Raw genomic sequence first — 21941 nt, forward strand, 5'->3', positions numbered from 1 at the left:
TCAGAATAAGAACACATTGCAGCACCCTGGGCGCACATGCTAGAGTGATTCAATGACACTCCCATTCGATGAATATCGCCTAGCATGACTGCCACCCGCATCTCGCCCATTGATATGTCTATCCGCGCTCTTATCCATTGCTGGGCAAGCATCGTCATTCTAGCCTCTAGTCAGCTCTCATTCTCGAAGCCAGCCCAATTCAACATCGATTGGGAGTCCTTTCTCTCGCGTCATGATATGACATGGGAAATGGTTCCGAAACGCTGGGAGCACGCTCCCTACTCGGGGAATGGCAATGTAGGCTTTCTCTTCTACCAAGGGAAAAGTAAGAATGTGATGTCCATCCATACTGGCCGACACGACTACTACGACCATCGCTTGCCTGAAGGGGCTAAGGAACATTTGTGGATCTATCGCTGCAGACTCCCTCTAGGACACTTTGAACTACAATCTCAAGGTGACATCACGGGTGTGGACCTGCGGCTGAGACTCTGGGATGCCGAGCTTACTGGCACGGTCTCCACCACGCGTGGCTCCTACAAGGTGCGCGCGCTCTCACACAGCCAATTGGATGTGATCTACTTCGAAACCGATGCGGTAGACGGTGAGTCGGTAGAGATCACTTGGAAGCCAGCCATTCCCTACTCCTCCGTGCGCAAAACGTTGGATGCTGGGCGCGGGCCCAAGGGCGGCAGCTGGGATAACATGCGAAAGGCTCCTTACCCACTCGCACCAGAACCCGTGCATAGCACACAACAAGGGACCCACTTCTGCCTGCAACAACTCCATCAGCAACGTGGTGAAACAACCACAGGGTGGACGATCGATGGTAGCACCACTGGCAAACAACAGCTCCTCGCCAGCGTCCACCATTGTTTTCCGGGTGAAACCAATAGCAAACAAACCGTAGAATCATCTCTCAATCGAGGACGCGCCCTGATGCTAGACGGCGATTTCTTCAGCTCACACCGAGCTTGGTGGCATGCCTATTACCCACAGAGCTTTCTCACCCTCAAGGACCCAGAAAAGGAAGCATTCTATTGGATTCAAATGTACAAACTTGGCTCAGCCATGCGTGAAAATGGCCCAATCCTCGACCTAATGGGTCCATGGTACCACGACACCTTCTGGCCAATGGTCTGGGGCGATTTGAACGTGCAATTGCAGTACTGGACCCACTTGACAGCCAATCGAATGGCAGTTGGCGAATCACTGCCAAACAACCTAGATAAATACGCTGCGAATCTGTCAAAAAATGTTCCAAAGCGATGGAAAGATAGCGCCGCCATTGCTGCTTGTTTCCCGCAGAATTGCTTAGCCAACAACAAGGCCAAAGTGCCCGACATGTTGGCGTGGATCATGCACAACTATTGGCTACATTGTGAATACGCTGGCGATAGAGAACGGATGCGCGACGGGCTCTTCCCCCTGCTCAAACAAACGGTAAACAGCTACTTAAACTACCTCAAAGACAATCAAGTACCTTCTGCAGATGGCACAGTGCACATCAAACGCAGTTGGTCGCCAGAATACCCTGGTGGGAATGGCCAAGACGTCAACTTCACCCTCGCACTCCTCCGCTGGTCTTGCCAGACGCTTTTAAATATCAATCAAGAATTTGCATTGGATGACCCGCTATCGAGCGAATGGCAACACATAATCGACCACTTGGTCGCGTTCCAAATTGATGATAACGGTCTGCGCATTGGCAAGGACATCCCCTTTGATAAGCCGCATCGCCACTACTCACACTTACTCGCATTCTACCCCTTGGCTGTTCTCAAACCCGACGCACCAGAAGGCGTCGATCTCCTAACCAAGTCGCTGGACCACTGGCTCGACACGAGCATCAACGGCGCGCAGAAAGACACTGCGATGCCAGTGACTGGCTACACCGCTACGGGGGCCGCCTCCATGTATGCCATGGCTGGAAAACCAGAGAAGGCCTACCACTATTTAGATTTCCTCATCCAGCATAGAAATGTCTCCACCACGACCATGTACGCTGAAGGAAATCCGGTAATCGAGAGCCCACTTTCCTTTGCCACCGCACTGCACGACATGCTCCTGCAGAGTTGGGGTGGCTGCATCCGCGTATTCCGCGGAACTCCAAAGAGATGGACAGACCTCGCCTTCCACAATCTGCGTACTCAGGGAGCCTTTCTCGTCAGCGCAAAGAAACGAGATGGCGCGACTCAGTTTGTCTCAGTCGAGAGCTTGGCTGGATCCCCTTGCACGGTACAGACTGACATCTCGAATGCTAAAATTTACATCAACGGAACTGAGGCACCAAAGAGCAAAGTGAAACTCACTGCGCAAGGCTGCTACTCGATCGATTTGAATAAAGGGGAAACCGTGATCTTCACCCCCGTAAATCTGGCTGATACTGACCTAGTCATTTCGCCACTACCAATGGATCAAAGTCATCACCACTTGTTTGGGTTGAGTGACAAGACAAAGCGCCTCCCGGGGCATCAATTCTACCAAAGAAACTAACTACCGACCCCTGGGAGAATATTCCATTCGGACTCCCCCCTCGCACCCAGAATTTCAAGCTATCAACCATGAAAACAAACGCATTCAACCTCGATTCCCTCTTAGGTATCTCCCTGCTTCACGCTGCCTGCGTGGGACTGCTGCTGGGAAGCAACTTGAGCACTAAAGCAAAGAGCGCACAGCAGCCTAACCAGCCCAATGTGATCTTTGTGTTTTCCGATGACCAACGCTATGATTCGCTTGGGATGACAGGAGATCCCATCACTCAGACACCGCACCTAAATCAATTGGCTGCTGACGGGGTCTTCTTCGATCAAGCATTCGTCACCAGCCCGATCTGCGGCCCCAGCCGGGCAAACATCTTTACCGGCCAATGGGAACGCAAAAACCGTATTGGTTTTAACTTTCTATCAAAAAATATCATTTCACAGGAAGTCTTCGAAAATAGCTTCTTGATGCAGCTCAAGCAGGCAGGTTACTCGACCGCCTTCCTCGGCAAACACCACACCAAAATTGTGGACCGCAACAACACGCCACTCAGAGATCATATTGATTTTTGTTATTTTGCTGAGGGCCACCTGGGCTTCCACCCAGCGAAAAAGCATAAAGAGTTTTCGAACTTAAAAAACACATCGCAAACCGAAGGGCTTTTCGAAGCGACCAAGGCCTATTTAGCGACTGATGAAGACTTTGATTATTTCTATAAAAACGCAGACCCCAAGGTGAAAGCATCGCTCAAGAAGCGCGACCCTAAGAAGCCATTCTGTGCTTGGGTGAATTTAAATTTGCCCCATCAATCGAGCCTCGGCGGGATGGGCTCGCTTCCGAGCGACCCAGAATTCTACTCGACACTCTACGAGGAGAAGCAAGATCAGATCATCATCCCTAGAGACACACCCTTATTTCCTGATGAGGTTCTCAGCATCAAGAAAATGCCCGGCTACTACCGACTCAAAGGAAAAGCATTGCGCAACACGAAGCTGAAGACAGCGCGCGCAGTCTTCGGAATCGACCAATACATCAAAAACCTCCGTGATCTCCTCGTGCAGATTGGAGAAAGCGAGAATACCATCATCATCTTTTGCTCAGACAATGGATTGATCTACGGCGAACATGGCATCAGTGGCAAAAGCATGCTCTACGAAGAATCAGTTCACGTTCCCTTGATCATCTACTCACCATTCATGGAACAATCCAAGGCCGGTCAACGTCTCGATTCTCTCGTGGTTGGTCAGGATATCCCGGCCACCATTCTCGACATGTGCGGGTTAGACGTGCCCGATACCTACCAAGGTAAAAGCATGGTGCCCTTGCTGGAGGGTGACACCTCAAATTGGCGCAACGATGTGTTTTTTGAAAACCTCTTCACCGACCAAGAATACCCAAGAGCTGAGTCCGTGCGTGGGGAGAAGTTCAAGTACATCCGCTACTTCAGCCGTGAAAACGACCGAAAACAATACTTACCCGATGCCTCAATCAATGGAGAAAAGCCGATCTATGAAGAACTCTTCGACTTGAGCAAAGACCCGAAAGAACAAGTCAATCTAGCAACCAACCCTGAATACTCCTCGGTTCTCGCCGCGCAACGCAAGCGCTGCCAAACCCTCGTTGAGGAACTCGCAAACTAAGTATCATGAACCGCTTCACCAGATTCCTAGCAGCCCTATGCATTTCCTCGGCAACACTCCAGGCAGCCAGCAAACCAAACATCGTCTACATCCTTACTGATGATCAGGGCTATGGCGATGTGTCATTGCTCAATCCCGAGCGTGGCAAGATCCCAACGCCGGCAATGGACCGCATCGGCAAGGAAGGCATGATTTTCACCGACGCCCATTCCGGCTCATCCGTGTGCACCCCCACCCGCTATGGGATCCTCACTGGTCGCTACAGCTGGCGCAGTACATTACAGTCTGGTGTCGTTCAAGGGTTCGCACCCTGCCTCATCTCAGAAGACCGCCCCACAGTGGCCAAGTTCCTCCAACAACATGGCTATGACACCGCCATTGTTGGAAAATGGCATTTGAATTTTCAATACACCGACCCAAGCACAGGAAAAACACTCAAACGCATCAAAAGAAAAGCGCTCGCTCCAGTAGGAAGTAAAATTCCAGATGGGCCAGTACACCGAGGTTTCAATTACTTCCACGGCTTTCACCACGCTGGCGACATGGAAGGTGTGATCGAAAATGATACCGTGATCGCACACGACCCAGTCATCAACATGCTCCCGCGCGTCACCAATAAAGCCGTGCGCTACATTGAGAATCACGCAAAGAAAGACCAAGCCAAACCTTTCTTCCTATACGTCCCTTATGGGTCCCCTCACACACCAATCGTACCCACCCCTGAATGGCAGAAAAAAAGTGGTATTTCTCCCTATGCGGACTTTGTGATGCAGACCGATGCTGGAGTCGGCGAGATTCTCGATGCCCTCGATCGCTGCGGTCTCACTGATAATACCCTGGTCATCTTCACTGCAGACAACGGTTGCTCAAAAGCAGCTCAATTCAGCAGGCTAGAAAATAAAGGCCATTTCCCAAGCGCGCATTTACGTGGCTCCAAGTCAGACCTATGGGAAGGTGGCCATCGCGTGCCATTCCTCGTGCGCTGGCCAGCCAAGATCAAACCAGGAACACACTCAGACCAACTGATCTGCCACACCGACTTATTTGCCAGTTGTGCCGACCTGCTCGGAGCTCAGCTACCAGATAATGCTGCAGAAGATAGCGTCAGCATCATACCTGCCTTTTCAGGGAAACCCATCAAGTCCTCCCGCAAGGGAGTGATTCACCACTCAATCAGTGGACACTTTGCGTACCGTGAAGGAAAATGGAAATTATTGTTAGCGCGTGGCTCCGGTGGGTGGACTGCCCCTAAGGAAACCGATGCTAAAAAGACCGAAGCGCCGGTAGCGCAGCTCTACAATTTAGAAAACGATCCAGGTGAAACCACCAATCTCTACACGACTCACCCCGAACTTGTAGCGCGCCTCCTAGCGCAGTTGGAATCCGATGTGGCAATGGGCAGAAGCACCAAAGGACCTCAAGCTCAAAACGATCTGCAGGAAATCAAACTCTGGAAGAGTGGCAAATGAGCCACTTCATGCATGACTCATAGTTTGAGAAACTTCGCAATAATACCACGCTTCTGACGTATTTAGATAACCAAACACCATGAAATTCACACTACTCACCTCACTCAGCCTCCTCTGCGCGATCAGCACACCCGGCATTGCCGCTCAACGCCCAGAACAACCCAATGTCATCCTCATCCTCACCGATGACCTCGGCTGGCAGGATGTGAAGTGCTATGACATCGATGCACCATCGCCTATGGAAACCCCAAACATCGACGCTCTAGCGCAAAAAGGTGTGATGTTTTGGCAAGGCTATTCCCCCGCTCCCACCTGCGCTCCCACGCGCTGCGCCATCATGAGCGGCAAACACCCAGCTCGAGCTCAAAAAACCCATGTGGTTGGCGGAGCGCCACCCACCCCATACAACAAGCTTCAACACCGCATGATGGCTCCATGGTACAGCGGACGCATGCCAGAAAATGAAGTCACGCTGGCCAAGGTACTCCAACACAATGGCTACACCACTGGCCACTGCGGTAAGTGGCACATGGCCATCAACCACAACGCATTCCCACAACCAAAAGATCAAGGCTTCGACTGGAGCAGACACAACCTAGGAATCACCAAACTCATGAAGCCCAACCGCCTCACCGGCTTCGCCACATCAAGGGCTGATGATCCCTACCGCCTCGACGAAAATGGCTTCGCCTATCACCAAAACAGTGAGGACGCTCTAACCTTTGTTAAGGAAAACAAAGATCAACCGTTCTTCCTCTATTACGCCACGTGGTTGGTTCACACTCCGATCCAGACACGCAACGAGCGCCTACTAAAGAAATACTGCAAAAAACTGGGAGTCGAACTCCCCCAAAAACCCAATGAATGGAACGGTGAAGGTCAAAGCAATCCCTTCTACTGCGCAATGGTTGAAGAGCTCGACTACTACGTGGGTCAATTAATCCAATACCTTGAGACGACTGACGACCCACGCTGGCCTGGGCACACGCTCAGTGAAAACACCTACATCATCTTCACCTCCGACAACGGCGGCATGGAAAAACACCCAGGTGAAATCATCACCGACAACTACCCGCTAGATCGCGGTAAAATCTCAGCCATGGAAGGAGGCACACGCGTCCCACTCATTATCACTGGCCCCAACATTCAAGCAGGAGTCCAGTCAGACGTGATGGTCAATGGACTCGACTTCTACCCCACCATCCTCACTTGGACCGGCGCAGACCTTCCATCAGACAAGCAACTCGACGGCTGCGACATCGCAGCATTGTTGGCAAACAACCCCACGGATCCCTCCCTTGTGAAAGAGTCCGACGGCTCACCTCGCGATACCATGGTGTGGCATTTCCCCAACAGCATCGCACTCGAAAGCACGATCCGCGTCGGTGACTTCAAACTCGTGCGAAACTACGATCACGTCGACAACCCCAGAACCCCAGAGCTAGAACTCTTCCAACTCTACCAAAGCAAAGAAGGCAAGCAGCAACGCATAGACATCGAGGAAGCTCAAAACCTAGCGGAACAAATGCCTGAAAAAGCCATGGCGATGAATCAAAAGCTCAGCGAAATCCTCACCGAGATGGAAGCGAGCTATCCCTATTTCAACCCGGCCACGCGCCACAAGCTGCAGCACAAAGAATCTGTCTGCTCAGTCACCTCGCACCAGCAAGTCGGCAATCAGGTGCATTTCCAGTTCGAAGAACATGGAGCGAAGGTGCTACGAGCTCAGCTTATCTACACCCTCAATGGCGGTCACCGCTACGAGGAATGGTTTCGCGAACCCGCCGAGCTAAAAGCAAATCAAACAGTCACAGCCAAGCTGCCCAACGGTACCACCCACTATGTTCTCAACTTGATTGATGAAAATAATTTCTTGGTCAGCTACCCAGAAATGCTCGATAGGAAGGCTGCCAGCAAGGAAAAGTATTCCACAAAAGCACTGGCTGTAGACAGATAGCGCCACGGACGACACTCGGGGGCTCCTCTCACAGCCGAGCTGCTACAGAAACCTCTTTGGGCTCAATTCAACGAGGGCTGTAATTCCTGGCTCCAAAGATCGAGGAACCGACCCGCACCATGGTGGCGCCCTCTTCGATTGCCACCTCAAAGTCCCCACTCATCCCCATGCTGAGTTCGGGCAGACTCACCCCGTGCTTGGTCTCTAGTTCATCCTTGAGATGCACCATCGCACGGAAAAACGGCCGCACCTGATCGGGGTCAGCCACAGCTGGCGGGATACACATCAGCCCCCTCACCTCAAGATGCTCAAGGGCCACCAGCTCGGAAAACCCTGCGCGAATCTCATCCAATTCAAATCCTCCCTTGCTCAGCTCCCCACCAATATTCACCTGCAGCAACACGCGAGGCACGATCCCCATGTCAGCAGCCACCCCATCGGCGTAGCGCGCAAGCTTCATCGAATCGATGCTGTGCACATACTGGAATAATCCAAAAACCTTGCGTACCTTGTTGCGCTGCAAACCACCGATATAATGCCATTCAATCGCTGGATCCATCGCTGGGATCTTCACTTGACCTTCCTGAAGCTTGTTCTCACCCAGCACCATCTGCCCCGCATCCACCGCAAGCTGCACGTGCTCCACTGGCCAAGTCTTTGACACCGCAACCAAGCTCACAGCATCAACAGAACGCCCAGAGCGCTCGCTCGCCGCAGCCATCGCTTGCTTAATCTGCCCCAAATTCTCAGCCACTTCAGTCATGCCGCCATTGTTCCGAATCGCGCGAAAAACGCAACACCATTCAGCGGACAAAAACCACAGAAAGTCTAAGCTTCTTCAATGATTGCAAACCTTTCCACCAGCTCTTCAGAGCCGTATTTTACTAACAATTCACCAGATCCGACATTTACGCTTTCCAAGTAGCCTTGAAACATCTTAAATGCACAGCCCTTCAGCTCTAGACAACGAACTAGAGCAAGCTTCTGGTACACCAGAAGTCGGACAAAACTTTCACTATCAACAACTTGGAAATGAAGATCAGCCCTTACGACCAACGATTCACTCCGGATACTACCGGCTCGCTTCACTCGTTCAGCAATGAGCGTGACAACTGCGGCATGGGCGCCATTGCAAATATCAATGGTGTTCCATCATTCGACATTCTTAACAAAGCGGTCGAATCAGTCTGCAACATGACCCACCGTGGTGGTGTCGACGCCGACATGAAAACCGGTGACGGCTCAGGTATCCTTTCGCAAATCCCGCGCAAACTCTTCAAGCAAGAAGCCGAGAAGCTTGGCGCGACAGTTGAAAATGCTGACGACCTCGGAGTTGGTGTCTTCTTCTTCCCCAACAACAACGCGGAAGCAGCCCAGAACATCCAAGAACTCGCTGAAAAAACACTCGCTGAACGTGGCATCACATTCATCGGCTGGCGCCAAGTGCCAGTGGCGAAGGACGAACTCGGTGTGCAAGCGCAGAAGTCCTGCCCAGACATCCAGCACCTCATCGTCACCAAGCCATCTGGCTGGGAAGACCTCCACTTCGAGCGCCAACTCTACCTCGTGCGTCGCACCATAGAGCACGCCACTTCCGACGTGGCAGACTTCTACATCCCCACACTCTCCGCACGCCTCATCTCCTACAAGGGCCTCGCCATGCCAGCCACGCTCCGCGCGTTCTATCTGGACATGCAGAACCCTGACTTCGAGACCGCAATCGCCGTCTACCACCAGCGTTTCTCCACCAACACCTTCCCAGCTTGGCCACTTGGTCAGCCGTTCCGCATGATGGCTCACAATGGTGAGATCAACACCGTGCGCGGCAACCGCAACTGGATGGCTTCCCGTGAAGAATTCTTCAATTCCGAAGTCTGGGGCGAAGACATCGAGCTCGTCAAGAACCTCGTCAAAGACAACGAGTCAGACTCAGCATCACTCGATCACTGTCTCGAACTCCTCACCCTCTCCGGCCGCGACATCGAGCACTCCATGTGCATGCTCGTGCCACCTGCATACCGCAACGACAACGAGATCTCTGAAGAAGTCTACGACTTCTACCAATACCACAGCTCCTTCGCCGAGCCATGGGACGGCCCCGCTGGCCTCGTCTTCACCGATGGTGTGAAAATCTGCGCCGGCCTCGACCGCAACGGTCTCCGCCCATCACGCTACGCACTCTTCGACGACGGACTCCTCTACGTGGGTTCTGAAATCGGCTGTATCGAATGCGACGAAAACAAGGCCATCGCCAAAGGTCGCCTCGGACCAGGCCAAACCATGGTCGCAAACACCGCAACTGGCGAACTCGAGCTCGACCGCGAAGTCAAGGAACGCCTCGCCAAGCAAGCCCCATACGGCCGCTGGGTCGATGAAAACCAAGTCCAACTCAAGGACTACGTTTCCCACGAAGCCATCGTGCCAGCTGAAGACTACGACGCCGTGACACTCTCACGCATGCAGCTCGCCAATGCGATCTCTGATGAAGAGCTCGACATGGTATTCCCACCCATGATCAAGGGCGCACAGGAAGCTGTGTTCTCCATGGGCTGCGACATCCCACTAGCCGCACTCTCACACTACCCACGACTTCTCCAAACCTACTTCAAGCAACTCTTCGCTCAGGTCACCAACCCACCAATCGACCCGATTCGTGAGTGGGCGGTCATGTCACTAGAAGCCGGACTCGGTGCCGAGAAGAACCTTCTCAACGAGAGCCCAGAGCACGCTCGCGTCCTCAACCTCGAATCCGCCATCCTCCTCGAACACGAAATGGACCGCATCAAGGAAATGGGAGAGCATGGGTTCAACAACCGCATCATCGACACCACTTGGGCACTCGCAGATGGCGGAGCTGGCCTCAAAGCAGCCGTCGAAGCAGTCTGCGCAGAAGCTGAAAAAGCCGTCGACGAAGGCGTCGACGTGATCATCCTTTCCGACAAAGCAGCCGACATCGAACGCGTGGCAATCCCATCGCTCATGATCACCGGCGCAGTGCACCACCACCTCAACCGCGTGAAGAAGCGCATGCGCGCATCCATCGTTGTAGAGACCGCTGAAGCACGCGACACCCACACCGTGGCCATGCTCTTCGGCTTCGGCGCCACCGCCGTCTGCCCATACCTCGGTTACGCCACAGTACGCCAGGTCGTCGCCAACGACGCCAAGGGCAAGCTCGGCGAAGGCATGACCCCCGAAAAGGCCATGACCAACTACCGCAAGGCACTCGAAAAAGGTCTCCTCAAGATCATGTCCAAGATGGGCATCTCTGTACTCAATTCCTACCAAGGCGCTCAAATCTTTGAAGCCGTTGGTATCGGCAAGGAAGTCATCGACCTCTGCTTCACTGGCTGCGTGTCCCGCATCGGCGGCATCGGCTTTGCAGACATCGCAGAAGAATCCATCATCCGCCACAAGGCAGCCTACAAAGACATCATCGAAGACGGCGCAGCAGTCACCGAAGCACTCCCGCTTGGCGACCCAGGCTACAACCGATACCGTAAGTCCGGTGAACGTCACGCGATCACCACCGACTACATCAAAAACTTCCACACCTTCGTCAAAACTGGCAAGGCGGAAGACTACGCCGAGTATGTCAAAGCATCACTCGACACCCACCCGATCACCATCAAGGACCTCCTTGAGTTCGCACCATCCAGCAATGGCCCGATCCCGATCGAAGAAGTCGAGCCAATCGAAACCATTCGCACACGCTTCACCACAGCCGCAATGTCCATGGGTGCGCTCTCTCCAGAGGCTCACGAGACACTCGCGATTGCCATGAACCGCATCGGCGCCAAGTCCGATTCTGGTGAAGGCGGTGAAGACCCAGTCCGTTTCACTGAGTACCCGAATGGTGACCTCGCTCGCTCCGCGATCAAGCAGATTGCCTCTGGCCGATTCGGTGTCTCCGCTCACTACCTCGTCAATGCGGACGAGCTCGAAATTAAGATGGCACAAGGCGCTAAGCCTGGTGAAGGTGGTCAGCTTCCTGGCCACAAGGTCAATGGCATCATCGCCCGCCTGCGTAACACCCAGCCAGGTGTGCAGCTCATTTCACCACCGCCGCACCACGACATCTACTCGATTGAAGATCTCGCCCAGCTGATTCACGACCTCAAGGAAGTGAACCCATACGCGAAAGTGACCGTGAAGCTCGTATCCGAAGCTGGTGTCGGCACCATCGCAGCCGGTGTGGCAAAAGCAGATGCGGACAACATCCTCATCTCAGGTCACGACGGCGGCACCGCAGCATCTCCGCTCTCCTCCACCAAGCACACCGGCCTCCCATGGGAGCTCGGACTTGCAGAGGCACAGCAGACGCTCGTGATGAACAACCTCCGCTCCAAGATCACCCTCCGTACTGACGGCGGCATGAAGAATGGTAAAGACATCGTCACCGCAGCCATCCTCGGTGCTGAGCAATTCAACTTCGGAACCACCGCCATGATTGCCATGGGCTGTGTCTACGTCCGCAAGTGCCACCTCAACAACTGCCCGGTCGGCGTAGCAACCACCGATCCAAAGTGGCGCTCCAAGTTCAAGGGAACTCCAGAAATGGTCATCAACTTCTTCAATGGCGTCGCCCAAGAAGCACGCGAGATCATGGCCCAGCTCGGCATCCGCAAGCTCGACGACCTCATCGGTCGCCCAGAATTCCTCAAGCAACGCCACGTCCCTGAGCACCCGAAGGCAAACTCGCTCGATCTCTCACCAGTCCTCAAAGACGTGGTCGCTGAGACAGCACGCGCCTTCGATCTCGACCCAAGCGAGGTCTCCCTCATCAACGTCGACGAACGCAACGACGGCATCCACAAGCCTGAACTCGATGTCCAAATCATTGAAGACATCAAGTCCAAGCAGAACATTGCTCAGTTCGCAGAGCTCGCAGACCGCGCACCTATCGCTCTTGACTACAAGGCGGTTAGCACCAACCGAAACCTCGGCACACGCACCTCAGGCGCCGTCGCCATGGCATTCGGCAAGGCTGGCCTCCCAGCAGGCTCGATCCAGCTCAACTTCACCGGCTCAGCTGGTCAGTCGCTCGGCACCTTCCTCAGCCCAGGCATCGAAATCAATGTCACTGGTGAAGGCAACGACTACGTCGGTAAAGGCATGTCTGGCGGTCAGATCACCATCAGACCACACGCTGGCGCACAATTCGTAGCTCACGAAAACTCCATCGTAGGCAACACCTGTTTCTACGGCGCCACTGGCGGCCAAGCCTTCCTCAATGGTCGTGCTGGCGAACGCTTCGGTGTTCGTAACTCCGGTGCCAAGGCAGTCGTAGAAGGAGTCGGTGACCACGGTTGTGAATACATGACCAACGGCCTCATCGTCATCCTCGGAACCACTGGACTCAACTTCGGCGCTGGCATGTCCGGCGGCACCGCCTACGTCTACGACGAAGATGGTCGCTTCCAGTCACGCATCAACACCGAAATGGTCGTGGCCCTTCCGATCAAGCGCTGCGAAGACAAAGCAGAAGCCAAAGCACTCATCGAAAAGCATGCGGAACTCACCGGCTCACCACGCGCCAAGGATCTCCTCGAAAACTGGGAGAAAACTTGCAAGAAGCTCATCCGTGTCATCCCTAAAACCAAGGCAGCCCTCGAAGCTGCCGAGGAACAACACGAAGCAGCATCCACGCCAAAGGCGTAAACGTGGCGGCGGTTTCCAACCGCCAAGCCAATAATCAATCAACAAAAGCCCGCGAGGAGAGATCCCGCGGGCTTTTTTGTGTCGAAACAATCAGCATAGCGGCAGGAGTGCTCCCGACACGGCAGGAAGCCTGCAATTTCCTGAACTATCAATTGACTGTTCGCCCGAGACAGTTCATGACTTTTCGACTCCACTTCCCACGCTGGGAATTTGGGATGCTTGGCCTCGCGCCAACACGGCACATTGCAGATGTTTAAACACATGACAACACTACTCGCATCATCAGCTAGCAGCGACACCACCATGGTGCTCTTTGCTGGAGTATCTATTCTTGTTCTCCTATTCTGGTACCTCGCTACCGACAAAGACAGAATCAAGCGCAACGTAGGATCTGGTATCGTATTCTTGATCGCCACATTCTCCTTCTTCGCCATCATTTCTCCGAGCAGCTTGCTCCAGGTCATCCAAGGTGAAAAAGAACTCGCCAATGCCCACAACCTACAGGGCGGCATCGAAATCGTCGGCGGTACCGCCTTCATCATCGAAGTGAAGCCTAACGTCGACGAAGAAACTGGCGAGGTCATCGAGCTCACCCCATCATCGATGGACACAGCCAAGGCCATCCTCGAGCGCCGACTCAACGAGTCCGGCACCCTAGACGCCCCAGTCTCCGTGCAAGGCAACCGCATCGAGATCCAAATCCCAAACATCGACCCTGCAGACGCTCAAGCACTCGAGAAAATCCTCACCACCACCGCCAAGCTCACCATCCACAAGATGCACCCGCAGTCACCTAGACTTGCTGGACTCGTGGCTGCCGGTGAAGAAACCATCCCAGGCTACCGCGCCTACCCACAGGAAATCAAAGATGAAGAAGGCAACATCGTAGGCACTCGCCACGTTCTCGTCGAGCGCCGCCCAGGCCTCACCGGACGCGAAGTCGCACGCGCATGGCCAGACCGCACCAGCAACACCCAGGTCTACATCGAACTCACCTCAACAGGCGCAAAGCAAATGGAAACATTCACGCGCTCACTCACCGCCGGTCGCGACCAAATCGTTTCTATTCTCGATGGCAAAGTCATCAACAACGCCACTCTCCAAGCCGAAGTCCTTTCAAAGAACTTCGTCATCAGCGGCCTCGACAACCTCGCCGAGTGTGAAGAGCTCTCCAAGGGCCTCTCCAACCCAATGGAGAACGACATCGAAATCATCGACAAGCGCACCATCTCAGCAACCCTCGGTGAAGCCACCGTCAGCCAGGGCATCAATGCAGGTCTCGCAGGCCTCGCACTCACCGTCGTCTTCGTCCTCCTCTACTACCGCTACTCCGGCATCGTGGCCATCATCGGCCTCGGCTTGAACGTCCTCATCCTCTTCGGCGCCATGGCGCTATTCAATGCCTCATTCACCCTCCCAGGTATTGCAGGCATCATTCTCACCATCGGTGTGGCAGTCGATGCGAACGTACTCATCTACGAGCGCATGCGCGAGGAACTCGCTGCAGGAAAATCCGTGCACGCCTCGATCAAGGCAGCCTACGAAAAGGCCTTCTCCGCCATCTTCGATGCCAACATCACCACCCTCCTCACCGCGCTCATCCTCTTCTGGAAAGCCACTGGCTCAGTCAAAGGCTTCGCAGTGACTCTCACCATGGGCATCTTCGGCACCTTGCTCGCCTCACTCCTCTGCACCCGCGTACTCTTCGCATGGTCGGAAGACAAAGGCATCCTCAAGAAGGTCAAATTCATGTCACTCGTGCCTGAGAAGACCATCGACTTCCTCGGCAAGCGCAAGATCGCTTTCACCCTCTCCGCCATCCTCATCGCAGCAGGCATCGTCACCACCGCCACCAATGGCGGCAGCCACCTAGGTATCGACTTCGTAGGCGGTAGCGTGACTCGCTTCGAAATCCCCGCTGGCCAGTCCGTCAGCCGCACACAAGCACAGGAGATCCTCGACGGACTCAAACTTGAAAAAGGCGCCTCCGCTCAGATCGAACAACCAGCCAACGGCAACGCCTTCCTCACCATCAAAACAAGCCGTGAAGACGCCGACTCCGCAGTCGCAGCCATCCGCGCTGGCATCACAGGCTTCGACGAGAAAAAGGAACAAAGTTCCGCACTCAGCCCAGAAGCAAATGCTGGAACCGACTACGCTGTAGAAGCCTCACAGTCAGAAGTGAGCCCCACCCTCGGCGGCGAATTCCTCAGCAATGCCATCTGGGCCCTAGGCCTCGGCATCTTCTGCGTATTGATCTACATCACCCTACGCTTCGAATTTTCCTTCGCCCTCGGCGCCTTCCTCGCCTTGGTTCACGACATTCTCATCGTACTCGGCATCCTCGTCGTCACCGGTCAGGAGTTCTCACTCATCCACGTGGGCGCCTTCCTCACCATTGCAGGTTACTCGATCAACGACACCATCGTGGTATTTGACCGCCTCCGTGAAGACCTCAAAATCAAATCTGGCAATGTTGCCGATGTCATGAATGCCGCGATCAGCAGCACCCTCTCACGTACCATCATCACCTCGGTCACCACCTTCGTGTCAGTACTCGTGCTCTACATCTTCGGTGGCGCCTCACTCCAGGCATTCTCCTTCACCATCATGATCGGTGTGATCGTCGGCACCTACTCCTCGATCTTCATCGCATCACCAATCGTTTACATCTTCTCCAAAGCGCGTGGCACCGACCTCCGCAAGCAAGTCATGGAGACAGAGCTTCCTAACGCACTCAACCCAGAGGATGTTTAAGCCAAAGCAGCTACTGGCATGCAGCCAGTAGCCGGCATTGTACAATCACCAAAGCGCAGCCTCACCCGCTGCGCTTTTTCTTTGCACGTGACACACTTCACACTTCACACCCCTCAGTTCCCACCACACACTCCACAGCATGCAACTGACCACGGAATGGCTCGGCGACAATATCGACTACCAAGAAGCACTGGCACTCCAAGAAGCCAAGCTCCTTCAGGTACTCGAACAAGATGCCGAAAACACCCACTTCCAACTTGAGCACAGCCCGGTCTACACCATCGGACGCACCCGCGACCAATCATCGCTCAAAAACCCCGAACTCCTGCCACACCCCTACGTAGAGATCAATCGCGGAGGGCAAGCCACCTACCACGGCCCCGGCCAGCTAGTCGGCTACCCCATCGTCGATCTCAAGCCTCTGGGTAAAGACCTCCACACCTACATCCGCGCCATCGAGCAAGGCCTCATCGACGCCTGCAAGGGATTTGGCATCGATGCGCAGCGCCGCGATGGCCTCACCGGCGTCTGGGTAGAGCAGCGCAAACTCGCCTCCATCGGCGTCGGTGTGCGCAAATGGATCGGCATGCACGGCTACGCCATCAACATCACCAAATCCAGCCTTCAAGGATTTCTATCAATCACACCATGCGGCCTAGATGGCGTCAAAATCACATGCGTGGAGCACGAAGCCAAACGCCCCATCAGCACCCAAGAATTCGCCACTGTCGCTGCAAAAACTATCAAAGCCGCTCTCGAAGAGCTAGAATGCTAAGCGCGCGCTGATCGCCCGCGAAAATGCGGCACACATACCCCTAGCTCGAATCATGGCGACACCTGCGTTATAGGTAGGGAAGCTTGTCCCTCAGCCTCCGCAGAACCCAGTTAGGTTGTCGCAGAGCTCAAGGCTTCTCACGCGCTACCGCGAAGAGAACCTAGCGCCCTTGCGCAAGACGGTCCGCGAGAACCTTAGGAAGGCCCGCCGCAAGAATCTTCTTCTGGGTGGTCTCAATGTCGTACTCGAGACGACGGAAGATCACCTTCTTCGCTTCCATGTCGTAAATACAATAGGAAGCGCGCCATTCGCCATCACGTGGCTGACCCACAGAACCAGCATTGATGAAGTACTTCATGCCTGGCTCGATCTCAACGATCTCTGGTGAGGCTTCCTGCACGCGGGAACCACGCACAAAAACGCGCGGCACGTGCGTGTGACCGTGGAAACATACCTGAGTGAACTGGTAGGAAAAGTTAGACATTGCGTCGAACTTGTTTGTCACATAGTTCCACACATTTGGCTGATCGAGCGTGGAGTGCACGATCGTAAAATCTTCGACCTGACGCACCATACGCATGCGTGCTAGCCATTCGCGCTGCTCAGCATTCAGCTGGTCACGCGTCCACTGCAATGCCTCTGCAGCTGTTGGGTTCATCATCTCTAGTGAGTGCTCACCACCGGCATCCTCATCGTGGTTTCCTTTCACCACAGGACAGCCCATCTCCTGAATCTTCTCCAAGCACTTCACTGGATCAGCATTGTAGCCCACCACATCACCTAAACATACATAGCTAGTACAGCCCTGAGACTCGGCATCTGCGAGTACAGTCTCGAGAGCTTCCCAGTTGGCGTGAATGTCTCCGAATAAGGCAATTTTCATGAATGCAGTAGGTAAATTAGGCTGAAATCAGCTGTAGTTGCTAAGAGCAATGCACTGGATAGAATCAAAGGGAAAGAAAAAAATGCTCGTTATCTATAAATTTAAAGATGCCAAATCGTTACCAAACTGTTTGAGCCTAGTGACCTAGCGCATCCAGAAGATCACGCACCCCATAGCGCGGTTTATCCGGATCAGAATCCTTCAAATAATGCGTGAGTAGCTTTACCGCATTCGCCCTAGACCCATAGATCTCTTGGATCGGGATCGCCGGCTCCGCGATCACATTCGGGTGCAACTGAAGCGCGCACAACCCATTACGAAGCGAACTAGGCGCCCCCTCAACATCACTCAAATACAACCTTCTAGCCAGTTGATAGGCGGACTGCTCCTCGCCGGGAATACGCAGCATCGCATAACATTGATCTAACTCAATACGACGGATTCTAGCATCTGTTAGCTCAAGATCATCCAGACAAGATTGTAGAATACCTAACACTTTAGGATAATCTAAAATACGATGTGGGTTCGACCACAAGCGAGCGCGCTCAAGACGCAGCTTCAAATCATCAGGGTTCGCCTCGATCCCCCGTTGGTAGAGCGCATCGCCCCGTGCAATCCACTCGCGGAACCCCTGCTTGCGCTGCAGCGGCGCAAGCGAGGCGTCCTCATGGACATCCGCTGCAGCATTATAGGCCAGATGCCAGGCTCCAGTATTCCAGTAAAAGGGATTGTACGGATCCAGCAACACCACCTCTTCAAGCCGCTCCTCCAGCCCCTCCCAGTCGCGCCCCGAATGGTAGCGGATCACGCCCAACGAATAGTATGCAGCCAAGGCGGGCCGCAGGCTTCCAAAACTAGCAATCCATGCCTTCTGACTCAAACCAGCACGCGCTTCAGCATCAAAGGATGGCGCCATCACTCTATCCTCCTTCAGCTGCGCGCTCAGTCGCCGCTCAAGCGGCAAACGCAACACCCCAAGCACCAACAAAGCAACACCGCAAACGATCAGCTTCCCGAACACCTCACACCTCCTTTTTTCTAAAAATGAACCAAGACAGCACCAAAGCAATCGACACGTGCAACGCCGCCACCAAGCACACGCGCAGGATCAAACCCAGCTCGAGCATGCGCCCCTGAATCGTAGCATCCTCTAGGCTCATGAGCTTAAAATCAGGAAACAAATACGCCACCCAATGCGCCACCGAAAGCACCCTTGACTCACGCCCATGCGCCGCATACTCCGCCATCACACCGCGCGCCTCATCCACCATCAAGCCCACCACCATCACCACCAAGGTCGCCAACAAAGTGAACAAGGTCGAAGTAGAAAAAGTAGACAAACAAAGCGCCACCGCCGCAAGCACCGCAGCCTTCAAAAACACAGCCAACACCCCAAGCTGAAGCCCGACACCCGCCCCGTGCTGACGCAAGGTCGTCACGCGTTCATCAATAAGCTCTTGCGAAAACCCGAGCGCCTGCATCGCTGGCAACTGCTCCGCCAGCATCCCCTCCACCGTGTGCCACAGCGCAGCGCTGAGCAACACATCCATACAAAGTAGCCCAATCGCCAACATCGCCAACACACCAAAGTAGCGCCCAAGCAAATAATCCAAACGCGTCACAGGCTTACACAGTATCGTGTACAACGTCCGATCCTCCACATCCTTGGGAATCAACAACGCAGTAGCAGCGATCGCAAATACCGCAGCAAAAACATTCATGCTAAAGAAGGCCGCCCCCTTCATCACCCTCAAACTCTGCTCAGAGTCCTGAGCCTTCCCCACACTACCAAAATCCACCCATAGCATCCCCAACATGATCGCCGCAAATACCACCAAAAAGTAAAACACCTTCATCCGCAGCACCTGAATAAACGTCTGCCTCGCCAACACACAGACCCGCGAGGGCGACAAAATCATCGTTCGCCCAGCACTAGACACCGTGCCCCCCCTTCCGCTGCGTCACCACATCAATAAAGACCGACTCCAAACTCCGCTCACGCCGCGCCATAGCCTCTACGGACCCACCTTGCTCCACAATCCATCTCCTCAATGATTGCAAGCCAGCATCGTCCAAGCCACCAACGCTTAGCTGCACCTCATCGCCAGCACCGCAGAGTGAATCCACAGACCCTTGCACCACCATCTCCCCCTCATAAATCACTCCCACACGGTCGCAAACCTCCTGCACCTGCTCGAGCAAATGCGAACACAAAAACACCGTCACCCCCCGTCCTTTCAACGACAGAATCAAATCGCGAATCTCGCGCGAACCAATAGGATCAACGCCCGCCGTCGGCTCATCCAATACCAACAACTTCGGATCTTGAATCAATGCCTGAGCCAGCCCAATCCGCTGCAACATCCCCTTCGAAAAACCACTGAGCCGACGCTCCGCTGCATCAGCAAGGCGCACCAAATCCAACATCTCCTGCACCCGGGCCTTCAGACCTCCCCCACGCAAGCCACATAGCTTCCCATAAAACTCCAAGGTCTCACGCGCCGTCTGGTGCTTAAAAAAGTAGGGATTCTCTGGCAAATAACCCACCTGGTGACGAGCATCCACCTTACTCGCATCGTGCCCAAACACGCGACACTCGCCCGCACTAGGCTGTAGCAAGCCCAGCAAAGCCTTCATCGTAGTCGACTTGCCCGCCCCATTCGGCCCTATCAAACCATAGACCTCCCCCTCAGCGATCTCCATCGATAGCCCCTTCACCGCCACCAAGCGCTTCCTCAACAATGCCGACTTAAATTCCTTACGGAATCCTCGGATCTCAACCACCATGTTAGAACTAGCTAGCGCCATCAATGTTGAAAATACGAAGCACACCCCAATTGACAACGATAATCGCGTGCATCCATTCTTGCACATTGCCGCTGGCAGACTAACCTAGTCAAGTCATCGTCCCTAACGAGAATTTTCTATGTCCGAATCCTTCTTCGAAAAAAGCAACAACGTACCGGATACCAACTACGAACAATCGCTGCGCCCACCCGCATTCAGCGAATTCCACGGACAAGACAAAATCAAGGACCGCCTCATGCTCATGGTCGAGGCAGCTCAGAAACGCGATGACGTACTCGAGCACGTCCTCCTCTCCGGACCGCCTGGACTAGGAAAAACCACCCTCGCCAACATCATCGCAGGCGCCGCAGGCACCCAGCTCCACACCACCTCAGGCCCGCAAATCGAAAAAGCAGGCGACCTCGCAGGCGTGCTCACCAACATCCAAAAAGGCGATATCCTCTTCATCGATGAAATCCACCGACTCCACCCAGCGGTAGAAGAATACCTCTACCCCGCAATGGAAGACTTCCGCCTCGACATCATCATCGACTCAGGCCCCTCCGCACGCTCGATCCAGCTCAACCTCCCCAAATTCACCCTCGTAGGCGCCACCACCCGCGCCGGCATGCTCACCTCGCCACTGCGCTCACGCTTCGGCCTCGTCAATCGACTCGATTACTACTCGCGCGACGAACTCGCAGTCATCATCTCGCGCTCCGCCGCCCTCCTAGAGATCGACATCCGCCCAGATGGCGCCAGCGAAATTGCCGCACGCTCACGTGGCACACCACGCATCGCCAACAACCTCCTGCGCTGGGTACGCGACTTTGCCCAAGTCCGAGGCAATGGCATCATCGACGGAAAAACCGCCATCGACGCCCTTGCCATGATCGAAATCGACAACGATGGGCTCGACGAAATGGACGTGCGCATCCTCGAATCCATGATCTACAAATTCAATGGCGGGCCAGTAGGCCTCTCCTCAGTAGCCGTCGCCGTTGGCGAAGACGCCTCCACCTTAGAAGAAGTTCACGAACCCTTCCTCATCATGCAAGGCTTTGTCAAACGCACCCCCCGCGGCCGCGTCGCCCTTCCCGCCGCCTACACCAAAATAGGTGCCTCACCCACAAAAGCTCCAGATGAACTCTTCTAACGCCCACGCGCTACAAGTAGCTCAATCAACCCACTTTGGAAGCCAAAGCCTGAACATCCATCGCCTTAAGAAGATTCATATTCAGGATAAGGTAAAGCACAGGTGTTCAAGAAAGCGGCTAATCCAGGGGCATCAATGCTGAAGGCTTGTAGACATTGAAGACAGGAGCGATGCGACGTGCCCCGAAGGGGTGAAGCTGCTGGAGGAGCAGCTGAATCAATGAGTTCCCGTTTCCATCACCATGCGCGCTTCTGGATACTTTTGTCAAAGCCGGCGTAGGCTCTCACGATGATTGGTAATTGAGCGTTGCTCTAGCGTTTCGCCAGCTTGGTCAAGGATGCAGATAGCGTGAGAACGATCTCCAAGATCGAT

At 54.3% G+C, this 21941-nt stretch carries 13 protein-coding genes; 8 read left to right on the forward strand and 5 right to left on the reverse strand.

Translation table 11 applies throughout. The features are described from left to right. Positions 1-84: 84 nt before the first annotated feature. The 4 genes from F454_RS15100 (at position 85) to F454_RS0111980 (ending at position 7550) form a co-directional block, all read left to right on the forward strand. Positions 85-2496 carry a glycosyl hydrolase family 95 catalytic domain-containing protein gene (locus F454_RS15100; RefSeq protein ID WP_018970896.1) on the forward strand — a complete coding sequence of 804 codons (2412 nt, stop codon included), beginning with the start codon at positions 85-87 and terminating at the stop codon, positions 2494-2496. 68 nt (positions 2497-2564) lie between these two features. Then, positions 2565-4124 (forward strand): sulfatase-like hydrolase/transferase, encoded by a 1560-nt coding sequence (locus F454_RS0111970; protein WP_018970897.1) that lies wholly within the window; start codon positions 2565-2567, stop codon positions 4122-4124. 5 nt (positions 4125-4129) lie between these two features. Beyond that, positions 4130-5593, forward strand: a complete 1464-nt coding sequence (locus tag F454_RS0111975; protein WP_018970898.1) for a sulfatase family protein — start codon at positions 4130-4132, stop codon at positions 5591-5593. Positions 5594-5672: 79 nt separating this feature from the next. Then, complete coding sequence (locus tag F454_RS0111980; RefSeq protein WP_018970899.1) at positions 5673-7550, forward strand: sulfatase; 1878 nt, start codon at positions 5673-5675, stop codon at positions 7548-7550. A 67-nt stretch (positions 7551-7617) separates the two neighbouring features. Here the strand turns inward: F454_RS0111980 and F454_RS0111985 are convergent, their stop codons facing one another. Next, positions 7618-8313 (reverse strand): YggS family pyridoxal phosphate-dependent enzyme, encoded by a 696-nt coding sequence (locus F454_RS0111985; protein ID WP_018970900.1) that lies wholly within the window; start codon positions 8311-8313, stop codon positions 7618-7620. A 269-nt stretch (positions 8314-8582) separates the two neighbouring features. On the opposite strand from F454_RS0111985, the gene gltB reads away from it, so the two are divergent. The 3 genes from gltB to lipB all read left to right on the forward strand — a co-directional run bounded on the left by gltB (position 8583) and on the right by lipB (position 16743). After that, complete coding sequence (gene gltB, locus F454_RS0111995; protein WP_018970902.1) at positions 8583-13211, forward strand: glutamate synthase large subunit; 4629 nt, start codon at positions 8583-8585, stop codon at positions 13209-13211. A gap of 261 nt (positions 13212-13472) precedes the next feature. Beyond that, a complete protein-coding gene (gene secD / locus F454_RS0112000; protein ID WP_169334398.1) occupies positions 13473-15968 on the forward strand; it encodes a protein translocase subunit SecD in 2496 nt (831 codons plus the stop codon). Between the two features lie 139 nt (positions 15969-16107). Beyond that, a complete protein-coding gene (gene lipB, locus F454_RS15105; RefSeq protein ID WP_018970904.1) occupies positions 16108-16743 on the forward strand; it encodes a lipoyl(octanoyl) transferase LipB in 636 nt (211 codons plus the stop codon). 160 nt (positions 16744-16903) lie between these two features. On the opposite strand, the gene F454_RS0112010 is transcribed toward lipB, so the two are convergent. From F454_RS0112010 to F454_RS0112025, 4 genes are all read right to left on the reverse strand, one after another. After that, the gene (locus F454_RS0112010; RefSeq protein ID WP_018970905.1) at positions 16904-17626 is read right to left on the reverse strand and encodes a metallophosphoesterase family protein; all 723 of its coding nucleotides are present in this window, start codon (positions 17624-17626) and stop codon (positions 16904-16906) included. A gap of 136 nt (positions 17627-17762) precedes the next feature. After that, the gene (locus F454_RS0112015; protein WP_018970906.1) at positions 17763-18647 is read right to left on the reverse strand and encodes a hypothetical protein; all 885 of its coding nucleotides are present in this window, start codon (positions 18645-18647) and stop codon (positions 17763-17765) included. Position 18648: 1 nt separating this feature from the next. Then, positions 18649-19545, reverse strand: coding sequence for an ABC transporter permease subunit (locus F454_RS0112020; protein ID WP_156817266.1), 897 nt, complete (start codon positions 19543-19545; stop codon positions 18649-18651). Positions 19546-19558: 13 nt separating this feature from the next. Then, entirely contained in the window at positions 19559-20413 is an 855-nt protein-coding gene (locus F454_RS0112025; protein WP_018970908.1) for an ABC transporter ATP-binding protein, read from the reverse strand. A 139-nt stretch (positions 20414-20552) separates the two neighbouring features. Here F454_RS0112025 and ruvB point away from each other — a divergent pair, with 139 nt between their 5' ends. Next, on the forward strand, positions 20553-21569 hold the full coding sequence (ruvB, locus tag F454_RS0112035) for a Holliday junction branch migration DNA helicase RuvB (RefSeq protein WP_018970910.1): 1017 nt from the start codon (positions 20553-20555) through the stop codon (positions 21567-21569). The last annotated feature ends 372 nt before the right edge of the window (positions 21570-21941 follow it).

It is taken from the genome of Rubritalea marina DSM 17716, assembly GCF_000378105.1.
GTDB lineage: Bacteria > Verrucomicrobiota > Verrucomicrobiia > Verrucomicrobiales > Akkermansiaceae > Rubritalea > Rubritalea marina.

Excerpts from the sequence above, each read along its gene's own strand:
- F454_RS15100 (WP_018970896.1), top strand. The coding sequence starts at position 85 with ATGACTGCCACCCGCATCTCGCCCATTGATATGTCTATCCGCGCTCTT.
- F454_RS0111970 (WP_018970897.1), top strand. The coding sequence starts at position 2,565 with ATGAAAACAAACGCATTCAACCTCGATTCCCTCTTAGGTATCTCCCTG.
- F454_RS0111975 (WP_018970898.1), top strand. The coding sequence starts at position 4,130 with ATGAACCGCTTCACCAGATTCCTAGCAGCCCTATGCATTTCCTCGGCA.
- F454_RS0111980 (WP_018970899.1), top strand. The coding sequence starts at position 5,673 with ATGAAATTCACACTACTCACCTCACTCAGCCTCCTCTGCGCGATCAGC.
- F454_RS0111985 (WP_018970900.1), bottom strand. The coding sequence starts at position 8,313 with ATGACTGAAGTGGCTGAGAATTTGGGGCAGATTAAGCAAGCGATGGCT.
- gltB (WP_018970902.1), top strand. The coding sequence starts at position 8,583 with ATGAAGATCAGCCCTTACGACCAACGATTCACTCCGGATACTACCGGC.
- secD (WP_169334398.1), top strand. The coding sequence starts at position 13,473 with ATGACAACACTACTCGCATCATCAGCTAGCAGCGACACCACCATGGTG.
- lipB (WP_018970904.1), top strand. The coding sequence starts at position 16,108 with ATGCAACTGACCACGGAATGGCTCGGCGACAATATCGACTACCAAGAA.
- F454_RS0112010 (WP_018970905.1), bottom strand. The coding sequence starts at position 17,626 with ATGAAAATTGCCTTATTCGGAGACATTCACGCCAACTGGGAAGCTCTC.
- F454_RS0112020 (WP_156817266.1), bottom strand. The coding sequence starts at position 19,545 with ATGATTTTGTCGCCCTCGCGGGTCTGTGTGTTGGCGAGGCAGACGTTT.
- F454_RS0112025 (WP_018970908.1), bottom strand. The coding sequence starts at position 20,413 with ATGGTGGTTGAGATCCGAGGATTCCGTAAGGAATTTAAGTCGGCATTG.
- ruvB (WP_018970910.1), top strand. The coding sequence starts at position 20,553 with ATGTCCGAATCCTTCTTCGAAAAAAGCAACAACGTACCGGATACCAAC.